Source organism: Marichromatium sp. PS1 (assembly GCF_041155115.1).
Classification (GTDB): Bacteria; Pseudomonadota; Gammaproteobacteria; order Chromatiales; family Chromatiaceae; genus Marichromatium; species Marichromatium gracile.
Map to the genome: position 1 here is coordinate 1358540 of NZ_BAAFHB010000002.1, position 18061 is coordinate 1376600.

The 18061-nt window shown below is 68.2% G+C and carries 17 protein-coding genes; 12 read left to right on the forward strand and 5 right to left on the reverse strand.

Translation table 11 applies throughout. The annotated features are described in order from the left end of the window. The first annotated feature begins 50 nt into the window (after positions 1–50). From ACAM26_RS07555 to ACAM26_RS07580, 6 genes are all read left to right on the forward strand, one after another. Positions 51–1088 (forward strand): PstS family phosphate ABC transporter substrate-binding protein, encoded by a 1038-nt coding sequence (locus ACAM26_RS07555; protein WP_132230349.1) that lies wholly within the window; start codon positions 51–53, stop codon positions 1086–1088. A gap of 97 nt (positions 1089–1185) precedes the next feature. Further along, a complete protein-coding gene (gene pstC / locus ACAM26_RS07560; RefSeq protein WP_132230351.1) occupies positions 1186–2577 on the forward strand; it encodes a phosphate ABC transporter permease subunit PstC in 1392 nt (463 codons plus the stop codon). Then, positions 2570–3877 carry a phosphate ABC transporter permease PstA gene (gene pstA, locus ACAM26_RS07565; RefSeq protein ID WP_123139893.1) on the forward strand — a complete coding sequence of 436 codons (1308 nt, stop codon included), beginning with the start codon at positions 2570–2572 and terminating at the stop codon, positions 3875–3877. The genes pstC and pstA overlap by 8 nt, the downstream gene beginning before the upstream one ends. 42 nt (positions 3878–3919) lie before the next feature. Continuing rightward, on the forward strand, positions 3920–4783 hold the full coding sequence (pstB, locus tag ACAM26_RS07570; protein WP_062274156.1) for a phosphate ABC transporter ATP-binding protein PstB: 864 nt from the start codon (positions 3920–3922) through the stop codon (positions 4781–4783). 97 nt (positions 4784–4880) lie between these two features. Continuing rightward, positions 4881–5636 carry a phosphate signaling complex protein PhoU gene (phoU, locus tag ACAM26_RS07575; RefSeq protein ID WP_369613364.1) on the forward strand — a complete coding sequence of 252 codons (756 nt, stop codon included), beginning with the start codon at positions 4881–4883 and terminating at the stop codon, positions 5634–5636. A gap of 165 nt (positions 5637–5801) precedes the next feature. After that, complete coding sequence (locus ACAM26_RS07580; protein ID WP_062274160.1) at positions 5802–6089, forward strand: encapsulin-associated ferritin-like protein; 288 nt, start codon at positions 5802–5804, stop codon at positions 6087–6089. A gap of 273 nt (positions 6090–6362) precedes the next feature. On the opposite strand, the gene ACAM26_RS07585 is transcribed toward ACAM26_RS07580, so the two are convergent. Together ACAM26_RS07585 and ppk1 are read right to left on the reverse strand one after the other, a co-directional pair. Continuing rightward, on the reverse strand, positions 6363–8066 hold the full coding sequence (locus ACAM26_RS07585; RefSeq protein ID WP_369613365.1) for an FAD-dependent oxidoreductase: 1704 nt from the start codon (positions 8064–8066) through the stop codon (positions 6363–6365). A 135-nt stretch (positions 8067–8201) separates the two neighbouring features. Further along, positions 8202–10433: a polyphosphate kinase 1 gene (gene ppk1, locus ACAM26_RS07590; protein WP_369613366.1), complete on the reverse strand. Its 2232-nt coding sequence runs from the start codon at positions 10431–10433 to the stop codon at positions 8202–8204. Between the two features lie 118 nt (positions 10434–10551). On the opposite strand from ppk1, the gene cmoA reads away from it, so the two are divergent. From cmoA to ACAM26_RS07605, 3 genes are read left to right on the forward strand one after another with little or no spacing between them, the layout of a single operon-like run. Continuing rightward, positions 10552–11283 carry a carboxy-S-adenosyl-L-methionine synthase CmoA gene (cmoA, locus tag ACAM26_RS07595; RefSeq protein ID WP_062277039.1) on the forward strand — a complete coding sequence of 244 codons (732 nt, stop codon included), beginning with the start codon at positions 10552–10554 and terminating at the stop codon, positions 11281–11283. After that, positions 11274–12254 (forward strand): tRNA 5-methoxyuridine(34)/uridine 5-oxyacetic acid(34) synthase CmoB, encoded by a 981-nt coding sequence (cmoB, locus tag ACAM26_RS07600; RefSeq protein ID WP_132230363.1) that lies wholly within the window; start codon positions 11274–11276, stop codon positions 12252–12254. Before cmoA ends, cmoB begins: the two co-directional genes overlap by 10 nt. Before the next feature lie 50 nt (positions 12255–12304). Next, positions 12305–12994, forward strand: a complete 690-nt coding sequence (locus ACAM26_RS07605; protein ID WP_369613367.1) for a helix-turn-helix domain-containing protein — start codon at positions 12305–12307, stop codon at positions 12992–12994. On the opposite strand, the gene ACAM26_RS07610 is transcribed toward ACAM26_RS07605, so the two are convergent. Further along, positions 12952–13341 carry a VOC family protein gene (locus tag ACAM26_RS07610; protein WP_369613368.1) on the reverse strand — a complete coding sequence of 130 codons (390 nt, stop codon included), beginning with the start codon at positions 13339–13341 and terminating at the stop codon, positions 12952–12954. The two genes, ACAM26_RS07605 and ACAM26_RS07610, sit on opposite strands and share 43 nt — an antisense overlap. A 93-nt stretch (positions 13342–13434) precedes the next feature. Between ACAM26_RS07610 and ACAM26_RS07615 the strand changes: the two genes are divergently transcribed. Continuing rightward, positions 13435–14058, forward strand: coding sequence for a putative molybdenum carrier protein (locus ACAM26_RS07615; protein WP_223806068.1), 624 nt, complete (start codon positions 13435–13437; stop codon positions 14056–14058). Between the two features lie 10 nt (positions 14059–14068). Here ACAM26_RS07615 and ACAM26_RS07620 read toward each other — a convergent pair whose 3' ends face one another. After that, a complete protein-coding gene (locus ACAM26_RS07620; RefSeq protein ID WP_123139906.1) occupies positions 14069–15127 on the reverse strand; it encodes an agmatine/peptidylarginine deiminase in 1059 nt (352 codons plus the stop codon). Between the two features lie 489 nt (positions 15128–15616). Here ACAM26_RS07620 and ACAM26_RS07625 point away from each other — a divergent pair, with 489 nt between their 5' ends. Both ACAM26_RS07625 and lolD read left to right on the forward strand, forming a co-directional pair. After that, positions 15617–16867, forward strand: coding sequence for a lipoprotein-releasing ABC transporter permease subunit (locus tag ACAM26_RS07625; protein ID WP_123142372.1), 1251 nt, complete (start codon positions 15617–15619; stop codon positions 16865–16867). Next, positions 16860–17576, forward strand: a complete 717-nt coding sequence (lolD, locus tag ACAM26_RS07630; RefSeq protein WP_123139883.1) for a lipoprotein-releasing ABC transporter ATP-binding protein LolD — start codon at positions 16860–16862, stop codon at positions 17574–17576. The genes ACAM26_RS07625 and lolD overlap by 8 nt, the downstream gene beginning before the upstream one ends. Here the strand turns inward: lolD and ACAM26_RS07635 are convergent. Then, a complete protein-coding gene (locus ACAM26_RS07635) occupies positions 17513–18049 on the reverse strand; it encodes a DUF2062 domain-containing protein (RefSeq protein WP_123139882.1) in 537 nt (178 codons plus the stop codon). The genes lolD and ACAM26_RS07635 overlap by 64 nt on opposite strands. Positions 18050–18061: the final 12 nt, after the last annotated feature.

An 18061-nucleotide genomic window follows, 5' to 3' on the forward strand; every position in this document is an offset into this window, starting at 1 on the left:
CCGCCGACCACAATACGGCGCTGCCATTCAACGCCCACTGGGAGCTTTCCATGAACAAGACGCTCGTCGCCGCGGCCGTCACCCTTGCCGCGGCCTCCCTGTCGTCACAGGCCATGGCCCGCGACTCCATCTATATCGTCGGGTCCTCGACCGTGTTCCCCTTCTCGACCGCGGTGGCCGAGACCTTCGGTCGCAATACCGACTTTGCCACCCCCAAGGTCGAGTCGACCGGTTCCGGGGGCGGGCTGAAGCTGTTCTGCGCCGGTGTCGGCGTCGATCACCCCGACATCACCAACGCCTCGCGGCGGATGAAGGCCTCTGAGTTCGAGCGCTGCCAGGAGGCCGGCGTCGAGGACATCACCGAGGTCAAGATCGGCTACGACGGTATCGCCCTGGCCAACTCCCGCGAGGCCGATCAGTTCGATCTGTCGCTGCGCGACATCTGGCTGGCCCTGGCCAAGGACGTGCCCAACGAGGCCGGCGAGCTGATCCCCAACCCCTACCAGACCTGGAACGAGGTCAACCCGGATCTGCCCGAGGTCGCCATCGAGGTGCTGGGTCCGCCCCCGACCTCCGGGACCCGTGACGCCTTCGTCGAGTTGGCGATGGAGGGCGGCTGCAAGACCTACGACTTCATCAAGGCGATGAAGAAAGAGGACAAGTCCAAGTACAAGGCGGTCTGTCACGGCATCCGTGAGGACGGCGCCTATGTCGAGGCCGGCGAGAACGACAACCTGATCGTGCAGAAGCTGGTCGCCAACCCCGATGCGATCGGCATCTTCGGCTTCAGCTTCCTCGACCAGAACGCCGACCAGGTGCAGGGCTCCAAGGTCGACGGCGTCGAGCCGACCTTCGAGAGCATCGCCGATGGCGACTACCCGGTCTCGCGTTCGCTCTTTTTCTACGTCAAGAACGCGCACGTCGGCACCATCCCCGGCATCGAGGAGTTCGTCGCCGAGTTCACCGGCGAGCAGGCCTGGGGCCCCGAGGGTTATCTGGTCGACAAGGGCCTGATCCCGCTGCCCGACGCCATGCGCGCCGAGGTTGCCAGCGCCGCTCAGTCGTTCGCGCCGATGTCCCGGCCCTGAGTCGAGTCCTGAGCATCGCGACCAGGGATGGTCGCCCGTCCTGAATCGGCGCCCCGCGGGGCGCTGATCGTCGTTCGTCTAGCCTGCCGGGAACCCAATGCAAGACTGGATCCTTCTCCTCGTGCTGCTCGCGGTCATGACCGCGGCCTATCATCTCGGACGTCGCCGCGCAGTCATCGGCGCCGGTGGTCCGTCGCAGGTTCACCGCCTGCATTCGCTGCCCGCCTACTACGGTCTCTATGCCGCGCTCTGGGCGGGGCTGCCGGCGCTGTTGCTGCTGGCGCTGTGGGTCGGTCTGCAGGACCAGCTGGTGCTGATGCTGCTGCAGGCGCAGCTGCCCGAGGAGATGACCGCCGGGCTCTCCGAGGGACGGCTCGGGCTGCTGGTCAACGACATCAGGAATCTCGCCTCGGGGGCGATGCTCTCGACCGAGATCACCCCGGAGTTGCAGGCCGCCGCCGATCAGTACGCCCGACTCGACCAGCTGGGACAGTGGTCGATGTGGACCGCGGTGCTGGCCCTGGCGCTGACCGGCGGCTGGGTCGCCTGGGGACGCACGCATCCAGGGTTCAAGGCGCGCAACCAGGTCGAGACCATGGTGATGGCGATCATGGTGTTGTTCTCCTCGATTGCCATCCTCACCACCCTGGGGATCGTGCTCTCGGTGCTGTTCGAGTCGCTGCGCTTCTTCTCCATGGTCTCGCCGCTGGAGTTCTTCCTCGGCACCCTGTGGAGCCCGCAGACGGCGCTGCGTGCCGATCAGGTCGGCGCCAGCGGGGCCTTCGGCGCGGTGCCGCTGTTCACCGGGACGCTGATGGTCTCGGCGATCGCCATGCTGGTCGCCGTCCCCATCGGACTGCTCTCGGCGATCTATCTCTCCGAATACGCGCCACGACGTCTGCGCGCCGTGGCCAAGCCGGTGCTGGAGGTGCTGGCCGGGATTCCCACGGTGGTCTACGGCTTCTTCGCCGCGCTCACCGTCGCCCCCTTCATCCGCGAGCTGGGCCAGTCGGTCGGGCTCGATGTCGCCTCCGAGAGCGCGCTCGCCGCCGGGTTGGTGATGGGGGTGATGATCATCCCCTTCGTCTCCTCGCTCTCCGAAGACGTGATCAACGCGGTGCCGCAGTCGCTGCGCGACGGCTCCTACGCGCTCGGCGCGACCGAGTCCGAGACCATCAAGCGGGTGATCATCCCGGCGGCGCTGCCGGGCATCGTCGGCGGCGTCCTGCTCGCCGTCTCGCGCGCCATCGGCGAGACCATGATCGTGGTGATGGCCGCGGGGCTGGCAGCCAATCTCACCGCCAATCCGCTCGACAGCGTCACCACGGTCACGGTGCAGATCGTCACCCTGCTCACCGGCGACCAGGAGTTCGACAGCGCCAAGACGCTTGCTGCCTTCGCCCTCGGTCTGACGCTGTTCGCCGTGACCCTGGTGCTCAACGTCGTCGCCCTTCACATCGTGCGCAAATACCGTGAGCAATATGACTGATCAGACCCCGGCGAGCGCGCCGAACCAGCGCACCATCGATGCCGTCAACGCCAGCCTCAAGCGTCGCCGCGCCAAGGAGCGCCGCTTCCGTCGTCTCGGCGCTGCGGCGGTGGCCCTGGGCCTGCTGTTCGTGGCGCTGCTGTTCACCGACATCATCGCCAAGGGCCATACCGCCTTCCAGCAGACCTATATCAAGCTGCCGGTCGCGCTCGAGCGCGCGCAGATCGACCCCGAGGGCAGCGGCTCGGCCGAGGTCATCGCCCGCGCCAACTATCTCGGCATCATCCGCGCTGCGCTGCGCGAGCACTTCCCCGAGGTCACGGCCCGGCGCGACAAGCGCGCGCTCTATCAGATGGTGAGCGTCGGCGCGCCGCAGCTGCTGCGTGACCGGGTACTCGCCGATCCGGCGCTGATCGGCACCACCGCCGAGGTCTGGCTGCTCGCCGACGACGACATCGACATGGTGGTCAAGGGCTATATCGATCGCGACCTGCCCGAGTCCGAGCGTCGGGTCAAGGATCGCACCCTCGGCTGGATCGAGCGGCTGGAGGCCGAGGGACGCATCGCCAAGCGCTTCAACACCATCTTCTTCACCAATGGCACCTCGCGCGAGCCCGAGCTTGCCGGCATCGCCGGGGCGCTTGCCGGGTCCTTCTACACCCTGGCGTTGACGCTGCTGCTGTCCTTCCCGATCGGCGTGGGCGCGGCCATCTATCTCGAGGAGTTCGCGCCGAAGAACCGCTGGACCGATGTGATCGAGGTCAACATCAACAACCTCGCGGCGGTGCCCTCGATCGTCTTCGGTCTGCTCGGGTTGGCGGTGTTCATCGGCATCTTCGGGGTGCCGCGCTCGACCCCGCTGGTGGCGGCGCTGGTGCTGACCCTGATGACCCTGCCGACGATCATCATCTCCAGCCGCGCGGCGCTGAAGTCGGTGCCGCCCTCGATCCGCGAGGCCGCGCTCGGCGTCGGTGCCTCGCCGCTGCAGACCCAGTTCCATCACGTGCTGCCGCTGGCGCTGCCGGGCATGCTCACCGGCGCCATCATCGGCATGGCCCAGGCGCTCGGCGAGACCGCGCCGCTGCTGATGATCGGCATGATCGCCTTCATCGTCGACGTGCCCGCCGGGTTCACCGATCCGGCGACCGTGCTGCCGGTGCAGATCTTCCTCTGGGCCGACAGCCCGGAGCGCGGCTTCGTCGAGCGCACCTCGGCCGCGATCATGGTGCTGCTCGCCTTCCTGATCCTGATGAACCTCGCCGCGGTGTTGCTGCGTCGCCGGTTCGAGCGGCGCTGGTGAGCCGGTGCCCTGTCCTGAGTTTTCCCCGAGGCTAGACCCGCTATGATTACCACGGTAGAAGAGATCCAACGGAGCACCACCGCGATGCGCTCGGGCGAGCTGGCGCGCTCGCAAGAATCGCGCGAGACCGTCGGCGATTACAGCGTGCCCGATGCGCGCATGCGCTGTCGCGACGTCGAGGTGTGGTACGGTGACAAGCGTGCCATCCACGGCGTCAGCCTCGACCTGGGACGCAACGAGGTGCTCTCGATGATCGGTCCCTCGGGTTGCGGCAAGTCGACCTTCCTGCGCTGTCTCAACCGCATGAACGACACCATCGACGGCTGTCGGGTCAGCGGCTCGATCCAGCTCGACGGTGAGGAGATCTACGATCGCGCGCTCGACCCGGTGCCGCTGCGCGCGCGCGTCGGCATGGTCTTTCAGAAGCCCAACCCCTTTCCCAAGTCGATCTACGAGAACGTCGCCTACGGGCCGCGCATCCACGGCCTGACCAACAACAAGACCGAACTCGATGCCCTGGTCGAGACCAGTCTGCGCAAGGCCGGGCTGTGGGACGAGGTCAAGGACCGGCTCGATGCCCCCGGCACCGGGCTCTCCGGCGGTCAGCAGCAGCGTCTGTGCATCGCCCGCACCATCGCCGTCTCCCCCGAGGTGATCCTGATGGACGAGCCCTGCTCGGCGCTCGATCCCATCGCCACGGCGATCATCGAGGAGCTGATCGACGAGCTGCGCGCCAACTACTCGATCGCCATCGTCACCCACTCGATGCAGCAGGCCGCGCGCGTCTCCCAGCGCACCGCCTACTTCCACCTCGGCGACCTGATCGAGGTCGGCGAGACCAATCAGATCTTCACCAACCCCCAGCACCGCTTGACCGAGGACTACATCACCGGGCGCTTCGGCTGATCCGGCAGGGCAGGGACGCATCCAGCCCCTCGCCCCGGTGTCCGCGTGGGCGCCGGGATCGCTTCCCCCGTCCGCTCGCACCACCATGAGGCCCCAGATGACAGAGCCGACCACCCAGGCCCCCGCGGACCTCGCCCGCGGCCATACCGTCAGCCGCTATGACCAGGAGCTGGCCAAGCTGCGCGGCATCATCCTCGAGATGGGCGAGCACGTGGTCGAGCAGATCCAGGCGGCGGTCTCGGCGCTGGTCTCGCACGAGGAGAATCACGCCTTCCGGGTGCTCGATCGCGAGCCGCAGATCGACTTCCTCGCGCTCGACGCCGACGAGGAGGTGTTCCGGGTGATCGCGCGGCGTCAGCCCACGGCGATCGATCTGCGTATCGTGCTGGCGCTCTCGAAGATCGCCGGCGACGTCGAGCGCGCCGGCGACAAGGCCGCCCGCATCGCCCGTCAGACGATCGAACTCGATGCCCTCGGGCGTGGTGAGGAGCTGCTCAGCGCCAGGCTGCGCGAGGCGCTGGGCGCGCTCGACGCCTGCGCCTGCTGCATGTTCGAGCACAGTATCAATGGGGTTGCTCGCTTCGATGTGCGCGTTGCGCTCGATGTCTTCGAGCGCGAGCCGGCGCTCTACGAGGCCTCGCGCGCGGTGCGCGCGCTGCTCGGCGACGAGGGGCAGGAGGGGTTGAGCGCGCGCCAGACCGTCTGCGTGCTCACCTGCGCCCACGCGCTCGAACGTATCGGCAACCATGCCGCCAACGTTGCCGAGCAGGTGATCTACGTCGCCGAGGGTCAGGACGTGCGCTTTCGCAATCGCGAGATCCTGATCGAGACCTTGCGTCATCGGATGCTGTAGCAGGCCGCCTGATTGTGCCGGATCAGGCGATGTCGGTTTTGCTCAGTGACACCATTGTTTTTGCCATCTGCCACCCAGACAATGGTGGGCGGGCCGGGACGCGCCGGCGGTGTCGACGCGCCGTCCGACCACTGCACTCACTGCGAAACAGGGGAGTAAGCATTCATGTCGAGTGAAGGCTATCACGAGCCCATCGATGAGCTGACCGACGAGACCCGCGACATGCACCGGGCCATCGTCTCGCTGATGGAGGAGCTGGAGGCGGTCGACTGGTACAACCAGCGTGTCGACGCCTGCAAGGACGACGAGCTGCGGGCGATCCTTGCCCACAATCGCGACGAGGAGAAGGAGCACGCGGCCATGGTGCTGGAGTGGATCCGTCGCCGCGATCCGACCTTCGACAAGGAACTCAAGGACTATCTGTTCACCGAGAAGCAGATCGCCCACCACTGACCCGGTCCCGGCCAGTGGTCGGGAGCATCGAGCCGGCGAGGCGCCTTGGTGCCGACTGGTTCAACGAAGACGCCCCTGGCGATCACGCCAGGGGCGTTTTCATATTCGCCCTTGCGTTGGCGTAGGGCGTGTCCCAGGGCCATTTCCACCGACATGAAGAGGTCGCGAGCGAATGCCGGCCGAGCCTGTACTCGCCCGTTGCCGGTGGCGCCCTCACCGCCGTCAGCGCGCCATCCGCGCGCCTACCCTCCATTGACGGCTGACGGCTGCGCGCTACTTCTCGCGCGGATAGGGCCAGGCGAGGACGCCGCCCTCGAGCACCTTGACGTTGCGGAAGCCGTTGGCCTTGAGCGCCGCGGCGGCCTCGTAGCCACGCATCGAGACCTTGCAGTAGAGGATGATCTCCTGCGACTTGTCCGCGGGCAGCTCGTCGAGCCGTGAGCGCAGCGCGCCAACCGGGATCAGGTGCTCGCCGATGCCGAGGCGCTCCTCCTCGTACTCCTGCGGGGTGCGGGTGTCGATGATGAAGCACTCGGCACCGCTGTCGACACGCTGCTTGACCTCGGCGGCCGAGATCCCCTGCATGAGCCCCTTGAGCTTGTTCTCGAGCACGTGTGCCGAGACGATCACATGATCGAGCGCGAGCGAGTAGGGCGGGGCATAGGGCAGGTCGGCGTTGGCCAGCTCCTCGATACCGAGTCCGCCGCGGATGGCCATCGCCACGGTCGCCACGCGCTTGCTCGCATCCCCCGGACCGATGCACTGGAAGCCGAGGATGCGACCGCTGGCGCGCTCGGCCACCATCTGGCTGATCAGCACCTTGCCGCCCATGTAGCCGGGGATGTCGAGCCCGGAGATGGTCACCGTCTCGATGTCGGTGATGCCACTGGCGCGGGCCTGCTCGGCGTTGAGTCCGGTGAAGCCGATGGTGTAGTCGAACACCTTGCAGATACCGGTGTGGGTGATGCCGGGGAAGCTGGCGCTGCCGGGCTCGATCAGGTTCTGGCCGATCACCCGACCCTGGAGGTTGGCCAGGTCGCCGTAGGGCGCGCGCACCGCCTCGCCGGTGATCAGCGAACGGCACTCGACACAGTCGCCGGCGGCGTAGATGTCGGGGTCGGAGGTCTGCATCTGCGCGTTGACCCTGATGCCGCCGAGCGCGCCGATCTCCAGTCCCGCGGCCTCGGCCAGGGCGACGTTGGGGCGCACCCCGACGGCGACCACCGCCAGCTCGCAGGGCAGCTCGGTGCCGTTGTCGAGCTTGACCCCGGCGAGCTTGCCGTCCTTGCCGAGGAAGGCGGCCACGCCATTGCCGGTGATGATGTCGGCGCCCTGGCGGCGCACCTCGTTCTCGACCAGGTGGGCGAACTGGCGATCGAGGAAGGGCAGGATCGAGTCGGTCTTCTCGATCACCGTGGTCTGGATCCCGGCCAGGTGCAGCGCCTCGCAGACCTCGAAGCCGATCAGCCCACCGCCGACGATCACCGCCTTGCGCACCTTGCCGGCATCGCGGATGGCGCGCAGCGCATCGGCGTCACCGAGCGACTGCAGGGTATGGATGCCCTCGAGCTCGGTCCCCGGCACCGGCGGGCGCAGCGGGGTGGCGCCGGTGGCGATCACCAGCCGGTCGTAGGAGAGGGTGCGGCTCTCGCCGCTCGGCAGGTGGGTGCAGGTGACGGTCTTGGCGGCGCGGTCGATGTGCGTCGCCTCGGTCTCGACCAGCGCCTCGATCGCCTTGGCCTTCTGGAAGAAGTTGGGATCGCGGACGATCCCCGCCGGGGTGCAGATGAGCTGGTTGCGGTCGTCGAAGACCCCGCCGACATAGTAGGGGAAGCCGCAGGAGGCCATCGAGAGGTCGGCCTCCTTCTGGATCAGGGTGATGGCGGCGTGCTCGTCGAGACGGCGGGCCTTGGCCGCGGCCTTAGGGCCGGCGGCCGAGCCGCCGATGACCACGATCTTGAGCGGTTGCGAGGGCATTGTCGGATCCTTCGGAAGGTAGGTGGTGGAACGCGTTCGCGTCGGTGCGCGAGAGGCGGGGGAGTGTGCCCGCAGGTCACCGGGATCGACGTGACGAATCGCAATCGGTTCCCGCTGACCCGACGGCGGGCTGACTCAGGTCATCAGATTCTTGTCCCTGAGTCGCCACTGGAAGTGACTGAGCAGGCGTGAGCGCACCTTCTTCTCCTTGTGCTTGGCGGCGGCGGCGAGGCGCTTCTCGGCGACCCCGGCGAGGATCTCCTGCGCCCCCTTGGTGTTGTCGTCGGGTGGCGTGCGCTGGGTGTAGTTGCCGTTGGCGTCCATGTCCCAGGCGGTGCGCGAGTCGGCGAGCTGGACGTCGAGGATCAGCCGCAGCTCCTGGCGCAGCTCGGGATCGTCGACCGGGGCGTGGACCTCGACCCGGCTGTCGAGGTTGCGGCGCATCATGTCGGCCGAGCCGATGAAGTACTCCTCCTCGCCGTCGTTGTGGAAGTAGATGATGCGCGCGTGTTCGAGAAAACGCCCGACGATCGAGACCACCCGCGCGCGTTCGCTGACGCCCGGCAGCCCGGGGCGGAAGCGGCAGGTGTCGCGGATGATCAGGTCGACCTGCACCCCGGCGCGGCTGGCCTTGTAGAGTGCGCGGGTGATCTCGGGATCCTCCAGCGCGTTCATCTTCATCTGGATCAGCCCGTTGCCGGCACGCTGGTGGTGGCGGATCTCGCGGTTGATCTTGTCGACGAGCACGCGCTTGAGGGTATAGGGCGCGGCGAGGATCTTGCGGTAGCTCGGCGGTGGCGAGTAGCCGGTGAGATAGTTGAACAGCTCGGTGAGATCCTGGCCGATCTCCTCGTCACAGCCGAGCATGCCCAGATCGGTATAGAGCTTGGCGGTGCCGGGGTGATAGTTGCCGGTGCCGACATGGTAGTAGCGACGCAGCTGCGAGTAGTCGCGACGGACCACGAAGATCAGCTTGCTGTGGGTCTTGAGCCCCATGACGCCATAGTTGACGTGGATGCCCTCGCCCTCGAGTCGGCGTGCCCACTGGATGTTGGCCGCCTCGTCGAAGCGTGCCTTGAGCTCGACCAGCACCGCCACCTGCTTGCCGTTGCGCGCGGCCTTGATCAGCGAGTCGAGGATGGCCCCGGCGGAGGTGCGATAGAGGGTCATCTTGATCGCCAGCACCTTGGGGTCCTCGGCGGCGGTGCGCAGGAAGCGCTCGACCGAGGTGCTGAAGGGCTGATAGGGGTGCTGGAGCAGGATCGGCCCGTTCTCGCGGATGATGTGGAAGATGTTGCGCCGATCGTTGGCGAGCAGCGGGTGGTCGACCGGACGGTGCGGGCGATCGTGGAGTTCGGGGCGGTCGAGCGCGGCGATCTCGAAGAGGTCGCGCAGCGCCATCATGCCCTCGATCTCGAAGACGTCGGCGACCTCGTCGAGCCCCAGCTCGGCGGCGAGCATGCCGCGCTGGATCGGTTGCATGCCGGGGTCGATCTCGAGCCGCACGATGGGGGCGAAGTGACGCTCGCGCAGCTCGGTCTCGATCATCTCCAGCAGGTCGTTGGCGGCCTCGGCGTCGGGCTCGACGATGGCGTTGCGAGTGACCCGGAACAGCGCGCAGGAGTCGATCTCCATGCCCGGGAAGAGCATGTCGAGGTTGTTGACGATGAGGTCTTCGAGGGTGACGAAGGTGGTGCTGGCGTCGATCGCGATCAGTCGCTTGGAGACGTCCTTGCTCACCGGCACCTTGACCCGCGCCATGTAGACCTCGCCGCCGCCGGGGAAGCGCAGCGTCACCAGCAGGTTGAGGGTGAGGTTGGAGATGAACGGGAAGGGGTGGGCCGGGTCCACCGCCAGCGGCGTGAGCATCGGGAAGATGTTGGCGCGGAAGTGTTCGCGAAGCCGCTCGCGGGTGTCCGCGGCGAGCGCGTCGTAACGCACGATGCGGATGTCGTGTCCGGCCAGCTCCGTCATCAGGGTGTCGTGGATGCGCTTGATGTCTGCCTCGAAGGCGCGCACCGCCGCCTGACACTCCCGCAGCTGCTCGCTCGGGGTGCGCCCGTCGATGCTGGGGGTGTGTACACCGGCGGCGATCTGCTGCTTGAGCCCGCCGATGCGCTTCATGAAGAACTCGTCGAGGTTGTTGCTGGCAATTGCCAGGAACTTGACGCGCTCGAGCAGCGGGGTACGTGGGTCCTCGGCCTCGTGCAGCACCCGGCGGTTGAACGACAGCCAGGTGAACTCGCGATTGAGATACAGGGCGGGATCGTCGAGATCGACCTCTTCGTGGATCGCCGGTGGCGGCTCGCCGATCGTCTCGATCGGGATCTCGGCCTCGACGGCCTGCGGATCTGCGCTGGTGCTCATTGCGTGTTCCCTGGCGATGCGACGTGAATCATGGAATCCAATCCCCCATTTTATCGCGAAAGTCCATGACCGTTGGGTTACAGCCCCCTGCGCCGACATTCGGGTATACAATCGCGCCATGCAGCACAGCGATCCCGACGACCTCTTCGACCGCGCAGAGATGCCGGTCGCTCCCTTTGAATTCAATGCCGATGTCGCCCGTGTCTTCCCCGACATGGTGCGCCGCTCGGTGCCCGGCTATGCCGATCTGGTCGCGCTCTGCGGGCTGGTGGCGCGGCGCGTGGCGCGGCCCGGCACCCGTTGCTACGACCTCGGCTGTTCGCTCGGCGCGGTCAGTCTGGCGATGCTCGCCCGTACCCCGTCCGGGGTCGGGATCGTCGCCGTCGACAATGCCCGGGCGATGGTCGACGGACTCGCGCGCCGGCTCGCCGAGGTGCCCGGGGGCGAGCGGGTCAGGGTGTGCTGTGCCGACGTGCGCGAGGTCGAGATCGTCGACGCCTCGGTGGTGGCGCTCAACCTCACCCTGCAGTTCCTGCCGCCAGAGGAGCGCGCCGGGCTGCTCGCGCGTATCCGTGCCGGGATGGTCCCGGGCGGGGTGCTGGTGCTGGCCGAGAAGGTGCGCCTCGACGATGCCGCCGAGGCCGCCTTCGTCACCGCACTGCACGAGGACTTCAAGCGCGCCAACGGCTACAGCGAGCTGGCGATCGCCGGCAAGCGTGCCGCGCTCGAGCGGGTGCTGGTGCCGGAACGCGCCGAGACCCACGAGCAGCGCTTGCGCGAGGTCGGCTTCGCCCGCGTCACCCGACTCTATCAACATCTCAACTTCGTCGCCTGGGCCGCATGGACCTGACCCCCTTCGCCCCCTTTCTCGATCATCTCGCCGAGACCCCGCTGGCGCCCTGGCGCACTGCGCTGGCCGAGCGGGTCGCGCAGCGTCTCGGGCGCGCTGCCCACGGCGATCTGCCGCGCTGGGAGGCGGCGCTGGCGCAACTCCCCGAGCTGCCGCCGGGCGAGACGCTGCTGGACGCCGCCCGCGTCGGGCTCGATGGCGCGACCCTCATGCCCGAGCAGCGCGCCGCACTGCGCGAGGCGTTGATGGCCCTTCATCCGTGGCGCAAGGGCCCCTACAGCCTGCACGGTCTGCACATCGACACCGAGTGGCGTTCGGACTGGAAGTGGGATCGGCTGGTCGATGCCATCTCGCCGCTCGAGGGTCGGCTGGTGCTCGATGTCGGTTGCGGCAACGGTTATCACGGCTGGCGGATGCTCGGCGCCGGTGCCCGGCTGGTGCTGGGGATCGACCCCACCCAGCTGTTCGTGATGCAGTTCCAGGCGATCAACCGCTATCTCGGCAGCGAGCGGCTGAGCGTGCTGCCGCTCGGCATCGAGCACCTGCCCGCGCACCTGACCGGTTTCGACACCCTGTTCTCGATGGGGGTGCTCTACCATCGTCGCTCGCCGATCGATCACCTGGTCGATCTGCGCCGGCTGCTGCGTCCGGGGGGCGAGCTGGTGCTCGAGACCCTGGTGCTCGAAGGGGAGGATCAGCAGGTGCTGGTGCCGCCGGGGCGCTATGCGGCGATGCGCAACGTCTGGTTCATCCCCACGGTGGCCGCGCTGCGGGTGTGGGTGGCGCGCTGTGGCTTCGACCACATCCGCGTCGCCGACGTCAGTCCGACCACGATCGAGGAGCAGCGCGCCACCGACTGGATGCACTTCCAGTCGCTCCCGGACCAACTCGACCCGGACGATCCGACCCTGACCCGGGAGGGCCACCCGGCGCCGGTGCGCGCGGTGCTGGTGGCGCGCCGCGCCGCTTGACGATGCTGCCTTCGGCTCGCTGGGGTCGTTGGTTCTCATGGAGGACGAGGATGTCGATCCCCGAGGTGGTGACGGCGCAGTGGCGTCATGATTTCGCTGCTCACGGTGTCCCGATGGCGGTACTGCCGGACGGGTGTCGCGACCTGATCTGCGTCCAGGCGCGAGGGTTCGCGCCGCGCTGGATGGTGACGCCGCTGTTCGATCGCGCACACCTGCCGCGTCTGGCGTGTGCCGGGACGCGCATGGTCGGCTATCGACTGCATCCCGATGTCCGGCTCGATCAGGGCGCCTTGCTCGGTGCGGTGGCCGGACGCGACCCCGCCGATCGCATGGCGGTGGAGGCGGCGCTCGCGGCGCATGCGTGCCGCGATCCCGCGCTCGCCGAGGCGCTCGCCTGTCTCGCCGATGCGCCGCGTCCGCTCGCCCAGAGCGCGCGGCAGTGCGGCCTGAGCCTGCGCAGCCTGCAGCGGCTCGTCGGCGAGCGCAGTGGCCGCCCGCCGGTCTTCTGGCATCAGCTCGCGCGCATCCGCCGCGCCGGGCGGATGCTCGACGGCGAGCGGCCGCTGGCCGAGGTGGCGTTGTGCGCCGGGTTTGCCGACCAGGCGCATCTGAGCCGGGCGTGTCGTCGCTGGTTCGGGCTCTCGCCGGCACGGCTGGCGCGTGCCCCCGAGCTGCGTTGGCAACTCGGGCAGCCGGGCTACGACGGCATGGCGACCGGCGAGCAGAGTTCGACCAGATAGCCGTCGGGGGTCCGGGCATAGGCCGTCGTCTGCCCCCAGGACTCCTCTCGCGGTTCCTGGACCACCACGGCCCCGGCGGTGCACGCGCGCTCCAGGGTCGCGGCGACGTCGGTGGTCTCGATGGCGATCTCGAACACCGGCGCGTTCGGCTCCGGGGTGCCCGGCATCTTGCCGAGCTGGCGCATCAGTGCCCGCGAGGAGAAGGCGAGCCGGGTTTCGCCGGTGTCGAGTTCGCCATAGTCGCCGCCCTCGTCGACGAAGCCGGAGTCGAACCCGAAGGCGTCGTGGAAGAAGGCGAGGCTGCGGGCGACGTCCTCGACGTAGAGGATGGTGTATGCAAAGCGCATGGTGGCGATCTCCCTGGTGACGATGGCGCGGTCAGTGGATCATCGTGTGGGGTGTCCAGGCTTGAACGAATGCGCCAAGGTTCCTGTCGACACTTGGCGCGAATCCTTGAGGTGTTCCCGATCGAGGTGGTGCCGATGAGCCGTTTCCCCGAACAACTCAGGCGCAAGGAGCAGGGCGAGGAGGACAGCTATTTCGCGCGGCGCGATCGCGAGCTGGTCCAGGCGCTCGCCGCCGCGCCCCGGGTGGTCTCCGGCGGCCAGAGCGGGGTCGATCGCGCCGCGCTCGATGCCGCGCTGGCGTTGGGGCTGAGCTGCGGTGGCTGGTGTCCGCGCGGGCGCCGCGCCGAGGACGGCGTGATCGCCGCGCGTTATCCGCTGCGCGAGACCCCGAGCGCGGACTATCCCGAGCGCACCGCCTGGAACGTGCGCGACAGCGACGCGACCCTGATCCTTTGTCGCGGCGCGCCGAGCGGCGGCACCGCGCTGACGCTGCGGCTGGCGCGCGAGCAGGGACGGGCGCTGCTGGTGTGTGACCTGGAGGGCGAGCCGGCGATCGCGCCGGTGCTCGACTGGTTGGTGGGCGAGGGGGTGCGGGTGCTCAACTGCGCCGGACCGCGCGAGTCCGGTGCGCCCGGCATCGAGTGCGCGGCCCGGGCCTGGCTCGCGGACCTGTTCGCCGCCTGGCGCACAGCCCTCGAGCATGCCGCCGGGCGCTGAGGTCGGGCAATCAGTCGAACACGCCCTCGGGCAGTTGCATGGTGATGCAGTGCAGGCTGCCGCCCTGGCGGATCAGCGGGCGGGCGTCGATCGGGATCACCTCGCGGTCGGGGAAGCACTCGCCGAGCACGGCCAGCGCCTCGGCATCGGCCGGATCATCGTAGACCGGGACCAGCACCGCGCCGTTGATCACCAGGAAATTGGCGTAGCCGGCGGGCAGTCGCTCGTCGTCCTCGTCGTAGACCGGGCGCGGGCTCGGCAGCGGTACCAACCGGTAGGGGCGGCCCTCGGGGTCGCGCAGTGCCTGGAGTTCGCGCTCCATGGCGGAGAGTTCGGGGTAGTCGATGTCCTCGGGGTCGTTGCTGCGCGCGTAGCAGAGGGTATCGGGGGCGCAGAAGCGCACCAGGGTGTCGATGTGACCGTCGGTGTCGTCGCCGCTGATCGCGCCGTGCTCGAGCCAGAGGAAATGACGGATGCCGAGCCGGATCGCCAGCGCCTGTTCGATGTCGGCGCGCTGGTGGTCGGGGTTGCGGTGGGGGTCGAGCAGGGTGCGGCTGACGGCGAGCAGGGTGCCCCGGCCGTCGGTCTCGAGCGCGCCGCCCTCGACCACCAGTTCGCACTTCTCCAGCTCGCAGTCGCCGAAGGTGCCCTGGTCGGCGACCGCGCGGGTGATGCGGTTGTCGAGTCCGGCGGGGTACTTGCCGCCCCAGCCGTTGAAGCGGAAGTCGAGCAGCAAGGGGCGGCCGCGCCCGGTGATCACGGTGATCGGGCCGTGATCGCGCGCCCAGGTGTCGTTGCTCGGCGCGGTGGCCAGGCGCAGCCGCTCGGTCTCGGCGCCGGCCTGCTCGCAGCGGGCGCGCACGGCGGTGGCGTGGTCCGGGTCGCGACAGACGATCAGCACCGGCTCGAAGGCACTGATCCGCGCCGCCAGCTCCGCATAGAGCGTCTCGACCGCCGTGAGTTGATCCACCCAGTCGGTCTCGTCGTGAGGCCAGGTGAGCATGACCCCGCTCTGGGGTTCCCATTCAGCAGGCAGTCGGCGCATGGTCGGTGTCTCGGCTGTGTTCAGCGATGCCGCGTCGCGCACTCCCGGCGACGGGCGAGAGGGCCGCTGTGGCACGTGATCCGGTGCGGCCGGTGTTTGCAAAGATTGTGTGGATTCGACGCCCGCTTGTAAATCCCGGCTCGCCAGCCGCCAGCCGCGGGAAGTTTGAACCGCAAAGCACGCAAAGGAGAGAAGAGCTTCCAGCCATCAGCCTCCAGCCGCCAGTGGCTGCCTGTCTTCGAGTGTTGGTCGGAAACGCACGCCAACCGGTCGCTGACAGCGAATGGGGAGTGGCGCTATCGTCGAGGCCGACCATCCACTGGCGGCTGGCCGCTGATGGCTGGCAGCTTGAATCCCTTCGCGTGCTTTGCGGCTTTGCGGTTCAATCTCCTGGCCGCTGGCCGCTGGCCGCTGGCCGCTGGCCGCTGGCCGCTGGCCGCTGGCCGCTGGCCGCTGGCCGCTGGCCGCTGCTGTTCCTACGTCGTCGCGGGCTTTGTGGTTTAATCCATCCCCATGTTTCATCCCCTGTCACTCTACATCGGTCTGCGCTACACGCGTGCGCGCCGTCGCAACCACTTCATCTCCTTCATCTCGGGGATCTCGATGGCGGGCATCGCGCTCGGCATCATCGCCCTGATCGTGGTGCTGTCGGTGATGAACGGCTTCCACAAGGAGATCCAGCAGCGCATCCTCGGCATGGCCTCGCATGCGACCCTGAGCGATCCCTTCGGTGGCGGCCTCGGCGATTGGCAGCCGCTGCTCGAGCAGGTGCGCGCGCATCCCGATGTGGTCGGCGCCGCACCCTTCGTCGAGGTCCAGGGGATGCTCACCAACGGCTCGCGGGTGAGCGGGGCGATGGTGCGGGGGATCCTGCCGCGCGAGGAGGATCAGGTCGCCGAGCTGCGTCGTGACATGGTCTCGGGCTCGGTCGACGACCTCGTCGACGGTGCGTTCAACATCGTCCTCGGGCGCGATCTCGCCGGTTATCTGGGGGTCGCGCCGGGCGACAAGGTCACCGTGGTCACCCCGCAGGTGAGTTCCACCCCCGCCGGGGTGATGCCGCGGCTCAAGCGCTTCACGGTGAGCGGGGTGTTCTCGGTGGGAATGGCCGACTACGATCGCAACGCCGCCTTCATCCACATGCGTGACGGCGCGCGCCTGCTCGGACTCGGCGACAACGTCTCCGGGGTGCGACTCAAGCTCACCGACATGTGGGCCGCGCCGCGGCTGGTGCGCGAGATCGCCTACGATCTCGGCGGCGCCTATCGCGTCGTCGACTGGACCCAGGTGCACAGCAACTTCTTCAGCGCGCTGGCGATGGAGAAACGGATGATGAGCATCATCCTCTTTCTGATCGTCGCCGTGGCCGCCTTCAACATCGTCTCGACCCTGGTGATGGTGGTCACCGACAAGCAGTCCGATATCGCGGTGCTGCGCACCCTCGGTGCCTCGCCGGCGCGGGTGATGGGGGTGTTCATGGTGCAGGGCACCGCGATCGGATTGATCGGCACCCTGGTCGGGGTGGTCGCCGGTGTGGTGCTGGCGCTCAACGTCGAGCCGGTGGTGGCCTGGATCGAGGGCGTGTTCGGGGTGCACTTCCTCGATCCCTCGATCTACTACATCAGCGCGCTGCCCTCGGACGTTCAGCTCGTCGACGTGCTGCGGGTGGGCGGCGCGGCCTTCGCGATGTCGGTGCTGGCCACCCTCTATCCGGCCTGGCGCGCGGCACGGACCGACCCGGCGGAGGCGCTGCGCTATGAGTGATCCACGGACACCGGAGGCGGTGCTCGAGACCGCCGCCCTGACCAAGACCTTCCGCCAGGGACCCGCCGAGATCGAGGTGCTGCGCGGGGTCGACTTCCGCGTCGGCGCCGGTGAGCGGGTGGCCATCGTCGGCGCCTCGGGCTCGGGCAAGAGCACCCTGCTGCAGTGTCTCGGCGGACTCGACCGGCCGAGCGCCGGTCGGGTGTGCTGGCGCGGTCAGGACATCGTCGGGCTCTCCGAGGCGCGGGTGGGGCGATTGCGCAACCGTCATCTCGGCTTCGTCTACCAGTTCCACCACCTGTTGCCCGAGTTCACCGCGCTCGAGAACGTCGCCATGCCGCTGCTGATCGGCGGTATGCGTCCGCGCCTGGCGCGCGAGCGTGCGCTCAACCTGCTCGCCCAGGTTGGGTTGGCGCATCGTGGTGCCCATCGTCCGGCCGAACTCTCCGGCGGCGAGCGTCAGCGCGCGGCGGTGGCCCGCGCCCTGGTCACCGAGCCCGATTGTCTGCTTGCCGACGAGCCGACCGGGAACCTTGACCGCAACACCGCCGCCGCCGTCTACGAGCTGATGCTCGAACTCAACCGCGACATCGGCACCGCGCTGGTGATCGTCACCCACGACCCCGAACTCGCCGCGCGGATGGATCAGCGCTGGCGGCTCGACGAGGGCGCGCTGGTCCCGGCAGCGGCGGAGGTCGCTGCCCGGTAGCGAGCACGTCGACGCTGGATCTCGCGTATCAGCTTCCAGCGCCACAGCGTCTGGATGGCGAAATAACCACTCACCGAGCACAGCGTGGCGCAGACCAGCGAGCCGAGCAGCAGCGGCGCGAGTACCGCCAGCCAGTTGCGCCAGTCGATCCAGAAGTGCATGTCGAAGCCGACCACCGGCTGGTCGAGCAGCCAGCAGCCGAGCGCATAGGCGCCGTAGAACATCGGCGGGATGGTGATCGGGTTGGAGATCCAGATCAGGGTCAGCGAGATTGGCAGGTTGACCCGGGTGGCGATCGCCAGCCCCGCTGCCATGAACAGATGACCGAGCGGCGGCAGGTACATCACGAACAGGCCGACCGCGACGGCGCCCGAGACCGAACGTCGGTTGAGATGCCAGAGGTTAGGATCCTGCAGTAGCTTTCCGAAGATACCGAGCTGCCGATTTTCCAGGATCTTCCGGGGGTCCGGCATGACCCGTTTCAG